The sequence below is a fragment of the Levilactobacillus paucivorans genome (genome assembly GCF_001437125.1).
Taxonomy (GTDB): domain Bacteria; phylum Bacillota; class Bacilli; order Lactobacillales; family Lactobacillaceae; genus Levilactobacillus; species Levilactobacillus paucivorans.
The window spans coordinates 1-18,154 of record NZ_JQCA01000157.1; the positions used below are offsets into that span (position 1 = coordinate 1).

Below are 18,154 nucleotides of genomic sequence, written 5' to 3' on the forward strand. Positions count from 1 at the left end.
TGGCCATGGGCCATTCTTTATTTAATTAGTGTTGCACTTAAAGTGTAAATTCAAGGGCTAAAATTTGCGGTGGCTGTAACCATTTACCTAATCATCGGCCTGCTGGCACAACGTCCGATGACCCTACCGCACGTGCTACTGAGTTACTTGGGACTCGCCACAATTGGAAATAGTGCCTGGTACATCTTTATCATCTTATTTCTCTACCTGCTCACCTACCTGGCATGGGAACTCTTCCCCACCAATAACCGCCGCGCCATTGCCTTTATCATTATCGGTAGCGGCGCCTACATGTTAATTGCCGGCTGGTTACTCCCAGAGTATTATGCCAACACGGTCTTCTGTTACGTTGCAGGGATGCTCTATGCCCACTATAAAACGGCGATTGAACGGGCCGTTTGTCGCAACTGGTTCCGCTATCTGACCGTCGGCTTAGGCGCACTCATCATCTTTGCTGCCAGCTATCTGCTCTGTGCCAAGACGTCTGGCTTGATTCGCCTCGCCAGCTATCAAGTTGCGGGTATCATGTTTGCCTTTTGCTTTGTCTGGTTAGCCATGCGCTTTCGGATTCATAATCCAGTGCTGGCCTACATTGGGGGGCCTGGCATGTTCTCCATTTATATCCTCCAACGAATTCCCATGATGCTCTTAAAGCGAACAGGACTGGCTAGTCAGCCCGTACTCTACTTTATCAGTGTCTTGGTAGTCACCCTGTTGCTAGGCTGGCTGTTTGACAAGGCTTATGGGACCGTTTGGTCATATGGGACTGGTCGCCGTAAGACGCGTACGGCGTCATAAGTTAGTTTCTGCAATTTTTGGATTTTTAAAATGGCATGATTCCGATATTTATTCGGAGTCATGCCATTTTTTATTGCCAGTATCCCAAATCTGGAAAAATAATGGCGCGTTCAACGTCAGCACCTGCTAACTTTGAACAATTCCTCGATAAATTTGTCTGCCATTCTCCGTTAGATACGGATAGATCAGGTTAAGATTCATTTGGGCTGAATCAACTGGAAAATCAAAGGTGTTCTTTGGCCCGCGCCTTAACTCCCAAGCATAATCCATTGTCAAAAGAACCATGATTAAATTATCATACTGTGACGTCGTAATATCCCGACGAAAAACATCAAACTTGACCATCCTAGTAAAGCATTGTTGATAGGCCGCATATAAACGTTTACGAAATAATTGTATCGACACCCTGAGCGTTGGATTATCATTCACAATGGCATCAAAGTCCATAAAAAAGAATTTATTTCGTTGCTTCAATTCGGTTGACTTTTTAAAGATTTTAACCAGTTCGTTCAGCGCCGCCTCGCCTGTCTTTGAGGAATTATCCGCAAATTCAACAAAATCCAGTTCAATTTGCTGCTGGATAGTAGCTAGTAAATCTGCTTTATGGTGAAAATGATACGTTAGATTACCAATCGTGGTGCCGGCCTCTTTGGCAATATCCCTTAAAGAAACCGCATCATAGCCCTTTTTATTGAAAAGTCCGATAGCTGTTTCAATAACTGTTTCCTGTGTATCCTTCGACATACTTACACCTCTCAAATTGAAGTATAGCATACAAAAATATATTTGACGTTTCATCCAGTACAGTGTACTGTAAAAGACGAACTAAACTTAGGAGATGCTACGATGACAAAATATCGATATGACACACAATGTTTAATTGAGGGTAAAACGCTCGATGAGAATAAAATTAATGCATACTTCCGAAAAAACTTTGATGGCGACAGTTTAATTGCCGTTGGCGATGAGACGCTCATAAAAATTCATTTCCACACCAACGCCCCCTGGGAGATCTTAGAGTATTGTGCCTCCTTAGGAGAAATCTTCGACATCGTCGTTGAAGATATGGACCGGCAATCGCGGGGGCTCAAGGGTTAAAAACAGGCCAAATAAAAAACACCAATCGCCTAAACGATTGGTGTTTTTTGCTGAAACTACTTGCGACGGCGTTCGGTAATCCGAGCAGCCTTACCATTACGGTCACGTAAGTAGTAGAGCTTAGCACGACGTACCCGACCTTGACGGATAACATCGATTTGAGCAACACGTGGTGAGTGAAGTGGGAAGATCCGTTCAACCCCAACACCGTTACTGATCTTACGTACAGTGTAGGTAGCTTGGATACCGGCACCCTTACGCTTGATTACGACACCTTCGAACAATTGGATACGTTCGCGGGTACCTTCGACGATCCGGGCGTGAACCCGAACAGTGTCTCCGGCACGGAAGTTAGGAACATCGTCCCGCAATTGTTCGTTGTTGATCTTTGCAATTAAAGTATTTTGGCGCATATTTTATTCTTTCCTTTCGCCAACATTCATTCTCAGTCTCGACAGCGGAATGTTGTTTCTGTGGCTAAACAGCCAAAAGTAAGTGTACCATAATCGAAAATGCCTGTAAAGGTTATTTTCTTGACTCGTTACGGCGTTCCTCTTCCTCGATCCGCACGTCGGCCAACAGATGCTTCTGTTCCTTGGTCAACTGGCTATGGTCGATGAGGTCGGGCCGTCTGAGATAGGTCCGACGCAGGGCCTCTTTCTGGCGCCATTCGTCGATCTTACCGTGATTGCCGCTAATCAAGACATCTGGTACCGGCATCCCCCGGAAGTCGGCTGGCCGCGTGTATTGCGGGTATTCCAGCAGGCCTGAGGAGAAGGAGTCGCCCGGTGCCGATTCGGCATTGCCGAGCACCCCTGGTAACAGGCGCACCGTGGCATCGATCATGACCATGGCGGCGAGCTCGCCCCCGGTCAGGACGAAGTCTCCCAGGGAGACCTCATCGGTAACCAGACTGCGAATCCGCTCGTCATAGCCCTCGTAATGGCCACACAGGAAGGTTAAGTGGTCCTCATGGGCAAATTCTTCGGCCACGTGCTGATTGAACGTCACACCAGCTGGATCCATCAGGATCACGCGACCCTTGCCGAGACCTTCTTCAGCAGCTTGTTTCTCGGTAGCGGCCACGGCATCGAAGATTGGTTGGGGCTGCAACAGCATCCCCGCCCCACCACCAAATGGGTAGTCATCGACGTTGCCGTGTTTGTTGGTCGAGTAGTCCCGAAAGTTAGTGACGGGCATGGTCAGATGACCATTCTCAATGGCCTTACCGACGATTGAATCATGCATGGGACCCGTAAACATATCTGGAAATAAACTTAGTACATCGATCCGCATTACTCGAGTCCCTCCATTAATTCCACCGTAACCTGGTGCTGATCGAGGTCGACACCCTTGATCACCTGTTTAATCTTCGGTAACAGCAGGTCCGGCTTGTCGGGACGAGCCACGACCCAAACGTCATTGGCTCCGGTCTGCATGATATCCTTGATGGTCCCCAACTTCTCGCCATCCTCTGTGACGGCATCCAACCCGATGATTTGGTGGTAGTAGTACTCGCCGGGCTTCAGATCGTCGTCTTCCAACTGGTCCGCCGCAATCTTTAAGGTACTCTGCTTGAGATATTCCACGTCATTAATGGATGGCTTACCCTTAAAGCTCAGCAGAATAAAGTTCTTGTGTTGCCGCACGGAGGCAATCTCAAAAACCTCTGGCGTTGGTTGGTCCTTGCGAAAAGCGTAGACCTTGTGCCCCACCACAAACCGTTTCTCGGGGAAATCCGTGGTAGCAATCACCCGAACTTCACCCTTAATGCCGTGGGTATTCACAATTGTCCCAATCGTATAGTAGGTCATCTGACCCGCCTCCATTCGTTTTAAATTATTTTGAATTATTTACTTATTTATGAGAACAAAAAAACTCGAGGAAACGTTACCGCCTCACTCGAGAGTCTTTGTCGGGCGGTCATCAATGATGAGTCGAACCCGTTTATTGCCTTGAACGCGAACGCTATAGACGATCGTACGAATCGCCTGCGCCACGCGGCCTTGTTTACCGATCACCCGGCCGATATCGTCCGGATGCACGGTTAACCGATATTCGTAGAAACGCTCCGTCTCCTGAGGTGTAACCACCAGAGCTTCGGGATGTTCCACGAGTGGGCTAACAATTGCTAGAATTAATGCCTTAAAATCGGTCATGGCTAATCACTACTTTTTAGTGTATTTAGCTTCGTGGTATTGCTTCATGATCCCGGCGTTAGAAAGCAAGTTCTTAACCGTATCTGAAGGTTGAGCACCATTGTTCAACCAGTTCATGATAGATTCTTCTTCTAACGTGATTTGGGCAGGTTGGGTAACTGGATTGTAAGTACCAACTTGTTCGATGAAACGACCATCACGAGGGCTCCGTGAATCGGCAACCACAATTCGGTAGAATGGGCGCTTCTTTGAACCCATCCGCTTTAAACGAATCTTTACTGACATGTAGACACCTCCTGTATTTCTTTCAACGTGTAATAATATACCAGTTTCTCAATGTGATGTAAAGGGTTTTTTCTTTACACCTGCAATTTATTCAAATGGGCGTTGTAACCAGGCCCGATCGTCCGGGGTCAAATAGGACCGATTCGTCGCAATCCAGCGTTGCACAGCACCATAGTTATTAAAGTCCAGTCGACTCTTGAAAAGCCCGGCATGACTCAGGTCGCGGGCAAATTGTAAGTCGGCTACCGTAACCGGTGCCTGAAAGAGTGGGTTTTCTGGTGCCCGAGCGCCCCACTCATCGGCGAGGATCGCCCGGGCATTCTTAAACCACGCCGTTTGATTAATTAAGGCACGTAATTCCTTACCCGATAACTGGGTTGTCATGACTGAGACCTCCTTAAGGCTTGCCACTGTGGGTCCGTGCTCAGGCTAATCACCGTTCCTGGTGGATCTTTAACGGAAAATTGGTCCGCGGGACTCGTGAGTAGCCAGATGATGGGCACTGGTAATGTCGGCCGTAAGCGTTGTTCGCCATAGCCATCAGTGAGAATCAGGACCAGCTGTCCACTGGTCGTTGTCAGTAGGCGTGGCAAACTATCCAGCACGGCTTGAAAGACTGTTCCCCCGCCACCCGTGCGTACGAGGCGCTGAGGACGTTTCTCCAACGTGAAACGCTGATCGAGATGAACGCTAGCATCGAAGGGATAAACAGTCACCTGAGCCGGATAAACGGCCAATAACGCCGCCAATTGGCCCAAGAGGTACGCAACTTCCTGATCACCCATTGAACCCGACTCATCGACAAAGACCGACAACCGTTGCCAGGTTGCCACAATTTGACCCGGTAATTCCATGCGGGCGGGTTGGCGGCGATTGAACCGACCGTAAGCTGCCTGGCGACCCGCAGGAACCTGTCCTAGGCCGCGTTTAAGCAAGGTTCGCCAATCTAACGGGTGATTAACCACAATCGGCTTCAACGCCGCCTGAATGGCCCCAGGTAAGGTCCCACGTTGCTTCGCAGTCAGACTCTCAGCCGTTTGGGTCAGAACTTGTTGGCGCCACTGTTCCCTGACGGCCTGGGTCGTCACCGATCCCGACCGCCAAGCATCATGACCATCCAAGACTGTGGCCGTTGTCGGATCGGCCGTCGCCTCACGAGTCACCCGGTCGCCAGTCTGTTGTGGGCCCCCGGTTCCATGGGTATGATCTGCCAGCGCCTGTTGGGCCTGCCACGCTCTGAGTTGTTTAAAATACACGGCCGAGTCCTGCCGAGCCGCCACGGGTTGCCCTAACAAGTGCTCCAAGTCACGGCTGGTGATCGCCCCTGCCGGTAAATCCGTCAAATAGTCGTTAACGGCGGCATCGGTCGCCCACCGCGCTAATCCCGCTTGGGCCGGCGTTCTAAGCGCCGTGGCATAGCGATCGGGATGCTGCCACAACAGATGAAGCACCGTGTGCCGTAACATCGCCAGCCACTCTGCCCCGGTCCAATCACGTTTAACGAGTACGGTTGGATTGACCTGAAGTTGCCACTCCCGCTCCGTGGGCAACAAGGCCAACGGGGCGCGCTCAGTTCCCACTTGCACCGTGAGTTGACTCAACACCCGGCCATAAAAGGGATCATCGCGTAGCAGTACCATCACGGCCTCACGGTAGAGCTGTCTGGTTGCCCGATCCTGGTCACTCGCGGTCACTGTTGCTAATTGTTTTAAAACATGCGTTAGACTCGTCATGCGCTACACCTCAATCTGACTCCCACGTTGACCAATTGTCGTCAACGTCTGGTAGAGTTTGGCCACACCAGGTTCAGTTGCCGTCTGATCGGCTAATCCCTCAAAGAGATCGTCAACAGCCGCCATATCCCGAGCTATCGCGTACTGGGCATCGGCTGGACAAAGTTCGAGCAATGTTGCGAAACGGTGAGCATTGATATCTTGCGTCAAGGGCCAAGCCGCCAGGTCATCTAGACAATGGCGTAGAATCTGTTGCTGCTGGGCTGGCGTCAGTTTGGCAAAAATCGTCGGCGCCTCGTCAGTTGTATAGGCTTCTTCCACCGTTAAACCTGGCCGTCGCTTTTGCACGTAACTAGCAAAGGTGGTCCCAACCGTCGTTCCCAAATTTCCTTGTAATATGGCGGTCAGAATGGCGGTTTGCCCCATCAGATGCTGATGGTCCAACTCACGTAAGGCGTCTGAGACCCGTTCCCAGGCCCGCGGCGTCGGTTGCAAGTCATCATCGGCCATGGCCGCCCCACTCGCCACCAGGTGCAAGTCAGCGGGGTTCTCGGCCACGTAGTCCGTAACCAGTGGTGTGAGCCGTGGACTACCGGCAATTTCAGTTGTCGCCCATGCCAACCAACTGTCACTATCGGCCGTTAAAATCAACCGCGTCGTTCGGTCAGCAATCGCTGCATCCCCGGGTGTTACGCCATAGTGACTCTGTTCAAATCCTGCCATGGTGGCATCTGGATTCTCGGCCAGTACCAGGTGAACCTGTTGTGGCAACTTCAGTGTATTAATCTGCCGCTGTAAGACTAAGTTCATGAGTTCACTCTGCACCGCCTGTGTTCCCCGGTTGAACTCGTCGAGAAACCAAATAATCTCTTGCTCAGGATGTTCCTGAGCATAGCGAATCATCGCCACTAACGTATGTGAATAGCCAAACTGAACGTCCGCCAGTGACCCATAATCCGCCGTCTGAACGAAGGAATCGCTAGTCAGTGGCGGCACCGGAATCACCAGATCCCCTTTTTCCACCAGGCTAACTACGGTGGTGAAGAGCTTGGCATCGCGTTGCTGGGCCAAGTCGGCGACCAGAGCGGATTTCCCGATACCGGCTTCCCCCACAATCGTCGGCACACTGCCACTGGCAATGACCACGTTGACGGCTTGTAAACAGGCTTCATAAGTTAAGGCCAAGCGACTCACTCCATTTCTATTATGTAAAAGAGGTTGCGCCGAAGCACTGCCATTCCAAATTCGGAACGGCCAGCCACGCGCAACCTCTTTTTAATTTATGATTAGTTGTCACGCGTCGTCTTATTTTACCACGCGACGCTGGAAGAATTTAACAATTTCCACAATCACGACCATCATGAACGAGGCGGCCAACACGATTGCCCACTGGAAGAGATCCAGGTGAGCCACGTGGAACATGCCGTTAAGTCCCGGAACCAGGATAGTCATGGCCAGTAACGCGAAGGCAATCAGGATCGCCCAGTTGAAGAATTTGTTCTTGAACAAACCAACTGAGAAGATGGACCCGTGAATCGACTTGGAGTTAAAAGCATGGAACAGTTGAATCAACCCTAGCGTCGCAAAGGCCATGGTTAAGGCATCGGCGTGGGCCATCTGGGTAGCTTGGTGAACCGGGTAGGTAATCGCCAGCCAGTAAACGAACAGCGTGATCCCACCTTCAAGTAATCCCTGATAGAGGATCCCACCCAGCACACCACCGGAGAAGAAGTTCGACTTCCGACCGCGAGGTTTCTGCTTCATGATGTTCTTTTCCATCGGTTCAATTCCCAAGGCAATCGCTGGCAACGTATCGGTCACCAGATTAATCCAGAGAATGTGGACCGGTGCTAAGATTTGCCAACCCAACATGGTCATCATGAAGAGCGTCAAGACTTCCCCCAGGTTGGCGGATAACAGGTACTGAATGGCCTTCTGAATGTTAGCGAAGACCTTCCGTCCCTCTTCGACCGCAACCACAATGGTGGAAAAATTATCGTCGGCGAGGACCATGTCACTGGCCCCTTTAGAAACCTCGGTCCCGGTAATTCCCATCCCAATCCCGATATCAGCGGCCTTCAACGCTGGAGCGTCGTTGACCCCATCACCAGTCATGGCCACGACCTTACCGCGTTTCTGCCAAGCCTTCACAATACGAACCTTGTGCTCGGGGGCGACTCGGGCGTAGACCGCGTAGTCACTGACCTTCTTAGCAAAGGTAGCATCGTCCATCGCATCGAGTTCGGCACCGGTAATCACCGCGTCGGTCTCGCCGGCGTCAATGATCCCCAGTCGAACGGCAATGGCGGCCGCCGTGTCGCGGTGATCCCCGGTGATCATCATCGGGCGAATTCCCGCCGCCTTGGCATCCGCCACGGCCTGGGCCACCTCTGGCCGTTCGGGGTCAATCATCCCCACCATTCCAGCGAGAATCAAGTCATTTTCCACGTTTTCGCTAGTCAGATCTATTGGCACCTGGTCGACAATCCGATAGGCAAAGGCCAAGACACGAAGCGCCTGAGTAGCCATGTCGTGGTTGGTCGCTAAGATTTGTTGCCGGTTGGCGTCGGTCAGGGCAGACACCTCGCCATTTTGAGCCAAACGCGTCACGCGTTTCAGTAGTTCATCTGGCGCGCCCTTCACGGCGATCAGGAACCGACCATCCGCCAAGGGATGCACTGTCGACATCAATTTACGTTCAGAATCGAAGGGAATTTCAGCCACTCGCGGCATGGCATTCAATACCTGACTCACTGGGTAGTTTTGATCCATCTGATACTGGACTAATGCCGTTTCGGTCGGGTCACCAGCCAAACCATCGGCCGTAACCTTGGTGTCGTTGCTGAGAATCATGACCTGGGCCAAGCGGTCCTCGCGATCAAAGTCAACCGTGTGGGCATCGACGAGGTGTAAGTCTTCGTAAACCTTTTCGACCGTCATCTTGTTTTGCGTCAGCGTCCCGGTCTTATCCGAGGCAATGATATCGGTACTGCCCAGCGTCTCGACCGCCGGTAACTTCCGGACAATCGCATGACGCTTGGCCATCCGCTGGGTCCCTAAGGCCAAGGTGATCGTCACGATGGCCGGTAGCCCTTCTGGAATTGCGGCGACGGCCAAAGAAATTGCCGTCAATAGCATGTCAATCAGACTCTCCGCTTGACGCCACATGCCCATCCCAAAGACAATGGCGGCGATCACGAGGATTAAAATGGTTAAGGACTTACCCAACTGGGTCAAGTTGGCCTGGAGGGGCGTCGTGGTCTCATCGGCGGCCTCAATCATGCCGGCGATCCGACCCACTTCCGTCTGCATCCCCGTGGCCACAACCACCCCAGTTGCGCGGCCATAGGTCACGTTGGAATTCATAAATGCCATGTTGTGACGATCACCAATCGGCAAGTCGTCCCCAGTTAAGACGGCCGCGGCCTTTTCGACGGGAACCGACTCCCCAGTCAGCGCAGATTCCTCCACCTTCAACGAAGCCACATCAAGCAGTCGCAGGTCGGCGGGGATGATGTCCCCGGCTTCCAGCAACACGATGTCTCCAACCACCAACTCGTCACTCTTAACGGTCATGACCTGACCGTCGCGCCGAATCGTGGCATTGGGGGCCGACATTTCTTTTAAGGCATTGATGGCTTCCTCAGCTTTCGCCTCCTGGAAGACGCCGAAGATGGCATTTAACACCACCACGATCAGGATAATTACGGCATCCACGACTTCTCCGGTCAGCCCCGCAATCAGGGCCGCCACCATAAGGACGATAATCATGAAATCCTTGAACTGAGCGATAAACTTCTGTAACAGTGACGAGGTCTTCTGTTGATTCAGGACGTTGTGCCCGTTGGCGGCGAGTCGTTCACTGGCAGTCGCACGACTCAGCCCCTGATCATTCGTCTGAAGTCGCTGATACAGGGCATCTTTCGATTCTTGATATAACGGTATTTTGGCCATTGCCAATTCCTCCTGAGGTGTGCTCGTCAGCCCATCTTCATCCCGTTTAGGGAGTAAAAAAAGAGGCTCACGCGTGCACACAAATAAATTTGTGAACACACATAAGTCTCACTATTTAAGGCAATCCCGGATTGGCAACTGACCGACACACAGTCAATTCCAAAGAAATCTTGCTGACGGGTATTGCCGCAGAGTTGCGCTGCTAGTTACTCCCTTATGGTTGCTTTAGGAACAGTATACCGGAATGATTTCGCCGCGTCTACCTAAAAGTCTTTAAAATATTAATGGTATCGGTAAGCTGAGTCCAATCATTATTACGATGGTAATTCACTTAAACTATCGGGTTATTCAGACAGTGGCCGATAATCAATTGCCGCCACGCGACTGGTGATTCGCAGGGTATGGTCACTGGATCCCAAAGGTTCTAGGAGGATCTGAGCGCTCTGACTCACTTGCACATTCACCAGGTCGAGAATCTTGATCGGCTGGTTGTCTCGCCGCAATTTTCCTTCTGGCGTCCGGGGTCGACGCACCAACGTTTTGTTGGCACCATCGAGAACAATCTCATACTGTGACCCCGTAGCCGTTGTGAATTGGTAACGACCCGCTATCGCCGGATTAATAACCTTCACCTGCGTCATATGCATCACGCTCTCCTTACTGTCTGAGATTAACCAAAAGTGACCATCCAAATTTAGAAAAAAGGCCCGGAGCCAACAAACAAGTTGTCACCTCTAGGCCTTCAGAACAGTCAAAGCTTACTTCCGCTTCTTACGCTTCAGTCGCTTCTTCTTATTCTTCTTCATTTGCCGGGTCATCCGGTTCATGGCCATCTTTTGCATCCGGCCACCGATACCACCGCCCATGCCGCCACCCATTCCTGAGTTGCCCATGAGTTGTTCCATGCCGGACATGTTCCCCTTCGACATTTGATTCATCATTTTCTTCATTTGGTTGAACTGCTTAATCATCCGGTTCACTTCATGAATCGGCCGACCAGAACCACCGGCAATCCGTCGGCGACGGGACGGGTTCAGCAGGTCAGGATTTGTCCGCTCTTGCGGCGTCATCGAGTAGACAACGGCCTTCAGATGCGCCATATCTTTGGGATCCATCTGAACGTTCTTCATAGCAGGGTTATTCGCCATCCCCGGAATCATCTTCATCAGATCTTCCATCGGCCCCATCTTTTGAATCTGTTCAATCTGATCCAAGAAGTCATTGAAGTCAAAGGAGTTCTCCTGAATCTTAGTGGTTAACTCCTCGGCCTGCTTGGCATCATACTCCTTCTGGGTCTTTTCGATCAGGGACAGCATATCCCCCATCCCCAGGATACGGGAAGCCATGCGGTCTGGGTGGAAGATGTCCAGATCGGTCATCTTTTCCCCTTGCCCAATGAACTTGATTGGCTTGCCAGTCACGGCGCGAATCGAGAGGGCGGCCCCACCACGGGTATCCCCATCTAACTTGGTGAGTACAACCCCAGTGACGTCGAGCTTGTCATTAAACCCTTCGGCCGTGGCCACGGCATTTTGCCCCGTCATGGCATCGACGGTCAGGAGGATTTCGTCGGGATGGGCGAGATCCTTGATCTCAGCCAACTCGTTCATGAGTTGCTCGTCGATCTGTAAACGACCGGCGGTATCGATGATCACGTAGTCATTGTGATCTTCTTGCGCCTTAGCCAACCCTTGCCGAACAATTTCGACGGGGTTCACGTCCGTGCCTAACTCAAAGACGGGCACATCAATACCGGCAGCGACTTGGACCAATTGGTCGATGGCGGCTGGCCGGTAAACGTCTCCGGCAATCATTAATGGCCGGGCGTTCTCTTCATTCTTGAGTTTTAAGGCTAACTTGCCGGCCGTAGTGGTTTTCCCGGCCCCTTGAAGCCCAACCATCATGATGATCGTTGGAATCTTCTCGGACTTGTTCAGTGGAACGGCTTCGTCCCCCATAGTTTTCGTCAGTTCTTCGTCAACAATCTTAACGATTTGTTGGGCGGGGTTTAACCCCTCGAGAACGTCGGCACCCATGGCTCTGTCGCGGACCTGTTTAACAAAATCCTTAACCACCGTAAAGTTAACGTCGGCTTCCAGTAAAGCGAGCCGAATCTCTCGCATCGTTTCTCGTAAATCACTCTCGGAGACCTTACCTTTTCCCCGAAGCTTGCGCATTGCGTTTTGCAGTCGTTCAGTTAATCCTTCAAACGCCATTCGTTTTGCCACCTAACTTTCATTGTTCTTCTAGATTTTCAAGTCCCGCGACTAGCCGATTTAACTTGGCATCCTGCGGGTAGTTCTGCGCAACGTAGGTCTGAATCTCATCGGCCTGCTGGTTGCGCGCGGTAAATTCCTGGTAGAGGTGTAACTTACTCTCGTAGTCTTCCAGAATTTTTTCGGTCCGTCTTAAATTGTCATAGACCGCCTGCCGGCTCACATTGAACTCCTCGGCAATTTCTCCTAAGGAATAATCATCACCGTAATAGAGTTGCATATAGTTATTCTGCTTCACCGTCAACAGCGGCTGGTAGAACGCAAATAAGGAATTAATACGATAGTTTTTTTCAATCTCCATGCTTGGTCCTCCAGTTCGTGTCACACTCTACCAGAATACCGATTTTTAGCCGTTTCGTCAATTTTTTCGGCAAGCTCTGGACGAACATCATCACACAATAAAGCTGTCATGCTAAGTGAATCGGATAGTTTGCTGGTCGACCTTTTCAATCCATACACCTGTACCTACAATTCAGAACGGCTTTATCATGAGCTCATCACCACTCGAGGAGATGGACTTCATGCACTTATATTTCAACAAGCACTTTTTATCCAGCCGTCATTTCTGGGCTGGGATGGTGGTCTTCTTTGTCTTTTGGCCGATACGCGCGAGTCATAACCCCTTGTCACTAATTGCAAGTCTGCTATTGCTAGCATTTGCACTAACCGAAATTGGCCTTGGGTTTTTTCAAAATCCCGACAACACCCATTAATCTAAGCAGCGATTAAAAACGACCACCCCGGCAATTCCCAGGAGTGGTCGTTTTCATCAATTAAGCCTTTTTATCCAATGCCTTAACGTCAATCAAGCCCTTGAACAAGCCGTAAACAAACTCGTTCGGGTCAAATGGCCGCAGATCTGAAATCTGTTCACCCAGTCCAATAAATTTCACGGGCACGTGAAGTTCATTGCGAATGGCGAGCACGATCCCCCCACGCGCGGTCCCGTCCAACTTGGTGAGGACGATTCCGGTAACGGCGGTAGATTCCTTGAATAATTTAGCCTGCGTCAACGCGTTCTGCCCAGTCGTCGCATCCAACACGAGTAAGACCTCATGTGGGGCGTCTGGAATTTCACGCGTGATGATCCGCTTCATCTTTTCCAATTCATTCATCAGGTTAACCTTATTCTGCAAACGACCGGCGGTATCCACGAATAGGATATCATAATCCTCACGCTTAGCCTTTTGCACGGCGTCAAAGACCACCGCGGCTGGATCCGATTGAGGTTTTCCCTTCACGATATCCACATCGGCACGTTGGGCCCAGACGTTCAGTTGTTCGGTCGCCCCGGCTCTAAAGGTATCGGCTGCGGCCAACAAGACCTTCTTGCCGGCCTGGTGATAGCGATTAGCCATCTTTCCAATGGTCGTGGTCTTTCCAACCCCGTTAACCCCGACAAAGAGGATTACGGTTGGACCTTCGGGAGCCATGTTCATGGACGTGGTTTCGTTGTTGCCAGCGGCCTCGTAAATCTCGACCAGCTTCTCAACGACGACGTTCTGCACGTCGGCCGACTTCTTGGCATTTCGTAATTTAACCTCGTCACGAAGCTCATCGCTGATCTTCACAGCCATGTCAAAGCCGACATCGGCCCCGATCAAGGTCTCTTCCAAGTCATCGAAGAAGCTCTCATCAACGCGACGGAAGTTCGCCAGCAAGGCATTCAGGCGTTCTCCAAAGGTATGCCGAGTCTTCTCCAGTCCCTTGTCATAGAGTTGTTCGTCGCTAACTGGCTGTTCAGTCGCTGGTTCAGCGGTCGCCGCGGATTCCGGAGCGGCTTCTTCGGCAGGTTCTGCCTCCGAAGTTGCGACGGATGCTGGTTCAGTAGTACTTGCTGATTCCGAAGTGGCCTCAGATTCTGACGTAATCTCAGATTCAGGGGCTACCGCGGACTCAGAAGTTGCCTCACTAGCTGGCGTAATCGCCACTTCAGGTTCCTCGGTGGCTTCTGATTCAACCACTGGTTCCGCTGAAGTCGGTTCGGCCGTCGCGGAACTGGTTGCCGCAGATTCAGTCGTTACTGCCGTACTACTCTCGGTTTCGGGAGCGACACTGCTGGCAACGGGTTCTGCCTCTGACGATGCCTCTACCGGAGCGGCACTGTCCGCTGAGCTGGCCTCAGACGTTTCAGTGGCGGCACTAGATGCCGCGCTAACGGCTTCACTGGTTGGTGCCGCGCTGGCTGGGGCAACGTCGGATTCACTGCTAGCTGGCGCCGTGGATTCAGGCGCTTGACTAGCGGGTTCCTGCTTAGCGCGACGCCGAAAAATATCAAATAATCCCATTAGGATTGCTTCCTTTCCGTAGTGGTTTCTTGGTCCAGATCAACGGCGACCATTTTGGAAACGCCGGACTCTTGCATCGTGACCCCGTAAAGAATATCGGCCTGCACCATCGTTTCCTTCCGGTGGGTAATCACGATGAACTGCGTCTGATCCTGGAACTGATGGATGTAGCGGGCGAACCGGGTCACGTTGGCCGGATCCAGCGCCGCCTCCACCTCATCTAAAATGCAAAATGGCACGGGTTGTACCTGTAAAATTGCGAATAATAGCGTGATCGCCGTTAAGGCACGTTCACCCCCGGACAGCAGTCCCATGTTCTGGAACTTCTTGCCAGGTGGCTGGGCCATGATATCTATTCCCGTTGTCAGGAGATTATCTGGCTCGGTCAGGACTAATTTTGCCGTCCCTCCGCCAAACATCTGACGGAAAGTCTGGGTAAATTTGGTGGCAATCTGATCGAAGCTGTGCTTGAAACGCCGCTTGACCTGACCGTCCAATTCAGCCATGGTGGCGGTCAGCTGGTCCTTAGCCGTCAAAAGATCATCACGTTGCTTCGTTAAGAAGTCGTAACGCTCATGCACCTCTTGATACTCTTCAATTGCACCCACGTTGACTGGGCCAATCTCATCCAGTCCCCGCTTCAACAGCTTCAGCTGCACGGCCAACTCATTATCGGGCAGGTCGCTCACGTCAGTTTCCGCAGCAGCTAAACTAAGTTGGTATTTCTCAGACAACTGATTCTGTTGCTGATCAATCAGCGCGGCCAGCTGTGTCTGTTGGACCTGCGCCTTCTGCAACTCATCATTCGCCAGTTGTAGGAGGCCACTGGTCCGCTGATTGGCCGTTTCAGCTGCTTCCAAATCATCATTAACCGTGGCTAAAGTCTCATTCAGGGTCTTGAGTTGCGCTTCAATCTGGTCACGATCGGCCTGCGCCTGGGCTAACTGTTTCTTCGCCGCGGCCGGGGTCAGGGCCTGTTGCTGGTCTAAACGTTGCTGTTCCGCGTTAAGTGACGCTATCTTTTCTTGAGCCACAGCAATCTGATCGGCCAAGGCCTCGCAACTGGCTTGCTGTTGCTGTTGGCGTTCCAAAGCCCCGGCCCGCCAAGTTTGCTTGGCAGTCAATGCGGTCTGGTTCGTTGCCTGTTCGGCAGTGACCATCTTAATTCGTTGCTGCACCGCCTTAACCTGTTCCTCGGTCGCCGTAATCTGCTTCTCACCGGTTAGAATCTGTTCGGCCAAATGGGCATCCTGCTGATCATCCCCAGCATTCTTCGCCTGGTCGATATCCAACTGAGCCGCCTTAACCTGACGACTAGCCTGTTCCAACGCCGTTTTAGCCCCGGCTAACTGGTCATCCAGCTGGCGACATTTGGGTTGCAGGTCGGTGATACTAGCCTGAAAACGTTGGCTCCGTTGTTCGCTAGCCAATAAGGCTTCTCTCGCGGCCTTAATTTTACTTTCTTGTTGGGCTAATTGCTGTTTCATCGTCGTGATCGACGCTTGTAATTGTTGTAAATCTTGTTGTTGACGCAACACACTGTTGTGGTTTTGCCGAGATTGGCCCCCGGTAATGGCCCCACTGGCACTGACCACGTCGCCAGCCAGACTCACCACTCGATAACGGTGATGGATCTGCTGGCTAATGGCGACTGCGGCATCCAGACTGGCAGCAAAAATAGTTGTCCCCAAGAGATATCCCAGAATTCCCTGGGCTCGCGAGTCGATCTTGACCAGATCGCTCCCGATTCCCAGAAAGCCACTGAGCGTCGCCAAAGTTTGGCGGGTGGCATGGTCGATCTGCCGGCCGCGAATCGCGGTCAGGGGCAGAAAGGTGGCCCGTCCAGCACGCTGTTGACGCAGGTAAGTGACGGCTGCCTTCGCCGTTTGCTCCGAATCAACCACAACTTGTTGCAGCTGGCCACCCAAAGCATACTCCACGGCGGCCGTGTAACGTTCCGGCACCTCTAGTAACTCAGAAACGGCCCCTAAGAGTCCCGAGAATTGGTCACGCCGCTTCAAGATCGCACGAACCCCTTGATAGAACCCACCGTACTCAGCCGAGGCCGCCTGTTGACTCGTGGCCTTGGTCTGTGCCCGCTGGTAAACTTCAAGGGCGGCCTGCCAGTTGTGTTGCAACTGCTGGTATTGTTGCTGTTGCTGTTGATAATCTCCAGCCTCGGCATCCAGTCCATGTTCGGCCGCATCGAGCTGTTGCCGCTGTGCGGTAGCCTCTTGCTGAATGGCTGTCACCTGGTCCTGAGCGGCTTTTTCGGTTGCTTGGAGATCGGTGAGTTGACGTGCCACCCGTTGGCCCTTCTGGAGCAGGCGTTCCTGATTCTGCTGGATATATTGCCGTTCATTACGCCAATTGGCTACAGCTTGTTTCTGATCGAAGTAGGTCGTCCGGAGTTGTTCCAATTGATCACGAAGATCGGTCACCGTCTTGGGATCGGTGGCTTGCTTTAACTGTTTGATTTCAGTCTTAGCCGTCACAAGTTCAGCATCTAAGGATTTCAACCGATCTTGCGTCGTGGTTAATTTATCCTGAGTCGTCGCAATCGTTTGCTTGAGCTGAGCGACTTGTTCTTGCGCCTGTTGCTTCTGCTCGGCTTGATGGCGTTGCTGTTCCCCGGACAGGTTGACCTGCCCTTGGCACTGCTCAACCTTCTGGGTGGCCGTCACCAGCTTTGCTTGAAGCTCATCCTTCTCGCGCAACAGGTCGGCCTGTCGTTGTTTGAGGCCTTGAACCGTCGCCGTTTGTTGCTTCTCGGCGGCTTGGTGATCGGCGACCTGTTGTTGCTTAGCGTTAACCGCCTCATCTGCGGTGCCCTTCTGATCCAGTTCCGTGTGAAGTTGACGCACCAATTGCGTTTTCTCCAACTGGGCAAACTTCTTTTGCTGATCGAGGTAATCCTGAGCCAGACTACTCTGCTGTTCCAACGGCTCCAAGCGGCCCTCTAATTCGGCAATAATGTCTTCCACGCGGTGCAGGTACGTCATGGTCTCTTCGAGTTCACGCTGAGCCTTTTCCTTATGCTTGCGGTATTTGTAGACCCCTGCTACCTCTTCGATGATAGTACGGCGATCCTCCGGCTTGCTGTTAAAAATAGCTTCAACGCGGCCTTGCGAAATGATCGAAAAGGAATCCTGGCCCATGCCAGAATCCATTAGGAGTTCCGTAATATCCCGGAGACGACAACTCTGTCCGTTGATTTGATAGTCACTTTCCCCAGAGCGATACAGGACCCGACTCAAGGTCAGTTCCGTATAGTCACTCTTCAGGTAGTGGTCGCTGTTATCCAGCGTGATCGCCACCGCCGCTCGATTCAACGGGTGACGGTCAGCAGACCCCGCAAAGATTACATCGGGCATCTTACTTCCCCGCAGACTCTTGGCAGATTGTTCCCCCAAAACCCACCGGACGGCTTCCGAAATGTTGCTCTTCCCACTACCGTTAGGGCCGACGATGCCGGTCATCCCCGGCAAAAATTCAATTCGGGTCTTGTCCGCAAAGGACTTGAACCCGCTAATTTCTAATGTCTTTAGCCGCATCGTTAGTCA

Annotated in this window: 17 protein-coding genes; 2 read left to right on the top strand and 15 right to left on the bottom strand. The window is 51.9% G+C overall.

Annotated features, from left to right (window positions below):
- Positions 1 to 69: 69 nt before the first annotated feature.
- A complete protein-coding gene (locus IV54_RS09940) occupies positions 70 to 798 on the top strand; it encodes a hypothetical protein (RefSeq protein ID WP_057879177.1) in 729 nt (242 codons plus the stop codon).
- A gap of 126 nt (positions 799 to 924) precedes the next feature.
- Here the strand turns inward: IV54_RS09940 and IV54_RS09945 are convergent, their stop codons facing one another.
- On the bottom strand, positions 925 to 1,542 hold the full coding sequence (locus IV54_RS09945) for a TetR/AcrR family transcriptional regulator (protein WP_057879178.1): 618 nt from the start codon (positions 1,540 to 1,542) through the stop codon (positions 925 to 927).
- 102 nt (positions 1,543 to 1,644) lie between these two features.
- Between IV54_RS09945 and IV54_RS09950 the strand changes: the two genes are divergently transcribed.
- Positions 1,645 to 1,896, top strand: a complete 252-nt coding sequence (locus tag IV54_RS09950) for a kinase to dihydroxyacetone kinase (protein WP_057879179.1) — start codon at positions 1,645 to 1,647, stop codon at positions 1,894 to 1,896.
- A gap of 56 nt (positions 1,897 to 1,952) precedes the next feature.
- Here IV54_RS09950 and rplS read toward each other — a convergent pair whose 3' ends face one another.
- From rplS to smc, 14 genes are all read right to left on the bottom strand, one after another.
- Positions 1,953 to 2,309, bottom strand: coding sequence for a 50S ribosomal protein L19 (gene rplS, locus IV54_RS09955; protein WP_057879180.1), 357 nt, complete (start codon positions 2,307 to 2,309; stop codon positions 1,953 to 1,955).
- Positions 2,310 to 2,421: 112 nt separating this feature from the next.
- Positions 2,422 to 3,192, bottom strand: coding sequence for a tRNA (guanosine(37)-N1)-methyltransferase TrmD (gene trmD, locus IV54_RS09960; RefSeq protein WP_057879181.1), 771 nt, complete (start codon positions 3,190 to 3,192; stop codon positions 2,422 to 2,424).
- Positions 3,192 to 3,710: a ribosome maturation factor RimM gene (gene rimM, locus IV54_RS09965; protein ID WP_057879182.1), complete on the bottom strand. Its 519-nt coding sequence runs from the start codon at positions 3,708 to 3,710 to the stop codon at positions 3,192 to 3,194. Before rimM ends, trmD begins: the two co-directional genes overlap by 1 nt.
- A gap of 84 nt (positions 3,711 to 3,794) precedes the next feature.
- The gene (locus IV54_RS09970; protein ID WP_057879183.1) at positions 3,795 to 4,055 is read right to left on the bottom strand and encodes a KH domain-containing protein; all 261 of its coding nucleotides are present in this window, start codon (positions 4,053 to 4,055) and stop codon (positions 3,795 to 3,797) included.
- Between the two features lie 9 nt (positions 4,056 to 4,064).
- On the bottom strand, positions 4,065 to 4,340 hold the full coding sequence (gene rpsP / locus IV54_RS09975) for a 30S ribosomal protein S16 (protein WP_057879184.1): 276 nt from the start codon (positions 4,338 to 4,340) through the stop codon (positions 4,065 to 4,067).
- Between the two features lie 87 nt (positions 4,341 to 4,427).
- On the bottom strand, positions 4,428 to 4,724 hold the full coding sequence (locus IV54_RS09980) for a hypothetical protein (RefSeq protein WP_057879185.1): 297 nt from the start codon (positions 4,722 to 4,724) through the stop codon (positions 4,428 to 4,430).
- Positions 4,721 to 6,073 carry a vWA domain-containing protein gene (locus tag IV54_RS09985; protein ID WP_057879186.1) on the bottom strand — a complete coding sequence of 451 codons (1,353 nt, stop codon included), beginning with the start codon at positions 6,071 to 6,073 and terminating at the stop codon, positions 4,721 to 4,723. Before IV54_RS09985 ends, IV54_RS09980 begins: the two co-directional genes overlap by 4 nt.
- Positions 6,074 to 6,076: 3 nt before the next feature.
- On the bottom strand, positions 6,077 to 7,258 hold the full coding sequence (locus IV54_RS09990) for an ATP-binding protein (RefSeq protein ID WP_057879187.1): 1,182 nt from the start codon (positions 7,256 to 7,258) through the stop codon (positions 6,077 to 6,079).
- Positions 7,259 to 7,378: 120 nt separating this feature from the next.
- The gene (locus tag IV54_RS09995; RefSeq protein WP_057879188.1) at positions 7,379 to 10,027 is read right to left on the bottom strand and encodes a cation-translocating P-type ATPase; all 2,649 of its coding nucleotides are present in this window, start codon (positions 10,025 to 10,027) and stop codon (positions 7,379 to 7,381) included.
- Positions 10,028 to 10,371: 344 nt separating this feature from the next.
- On the bottom strand, positions 10,372 to 10,674 hold the full coding sequence (locus IV54_RS10000; protein ID WP_157054401.1) for a hypothetical protein: 303 nt from the start codon (positions 10,672 to 10,674) through the stop codon (positions 10,372 to 10,374).
- Between the two features lie 111 nt (positions 10,675 to 10,785).
- Positions 10,786 to 12,243 (bottom strand): signal recognition particle protein, encoded by a 1,458-nt coding sequence (gene ffh, locus IV54_RS10005; protein WP_057879190.1) that lies wholly within the window; start codon positions 12,241 to 12,243, stop codon positions 10,786 to 10,788.
- 19 nt (positions 12,244 to 12,262) lie between these two features.
- Complete coding sequence (locus tag IV54_RS10010) at positions 12,263 to 12,604, bottom strand: putative DNA-binding protein (RefSeq protein WP_057879191.1); 342 nt, start codon at positions 12,602 to 12,604, stop codon at positions 12,263 to 12,265.
- Between the two features lie 472 nt (positions 12,605 to 13,076).
- A complete protein-coding gene (gene ftsY, locus IV54_RS10020; RefSeq protein WP_057879193.1) occupies positions 13,077 to 14,591 on the bottom strand; it encodes a signal recognition particle-docking protein FtsY in 1,515 nt (504 codons plus the stop codon).
- Positions 14,591 to 18,145, bottom strand: a complete 3,555-nt coding sequence (gene smc / locus IV54_RS10025; RefSeq protein ID WP_057879194.1) for a chromosome segregation protein SMC — start codon at positions 18,143 to 18,145, stop codon at positions 14,591 to 14,593. Before smc ends, ftsY begins: the two co-directional genes overlap by 1 nt.
- Positions 18,146 to 18,154 lie beyond the last annotated feature (9 nt).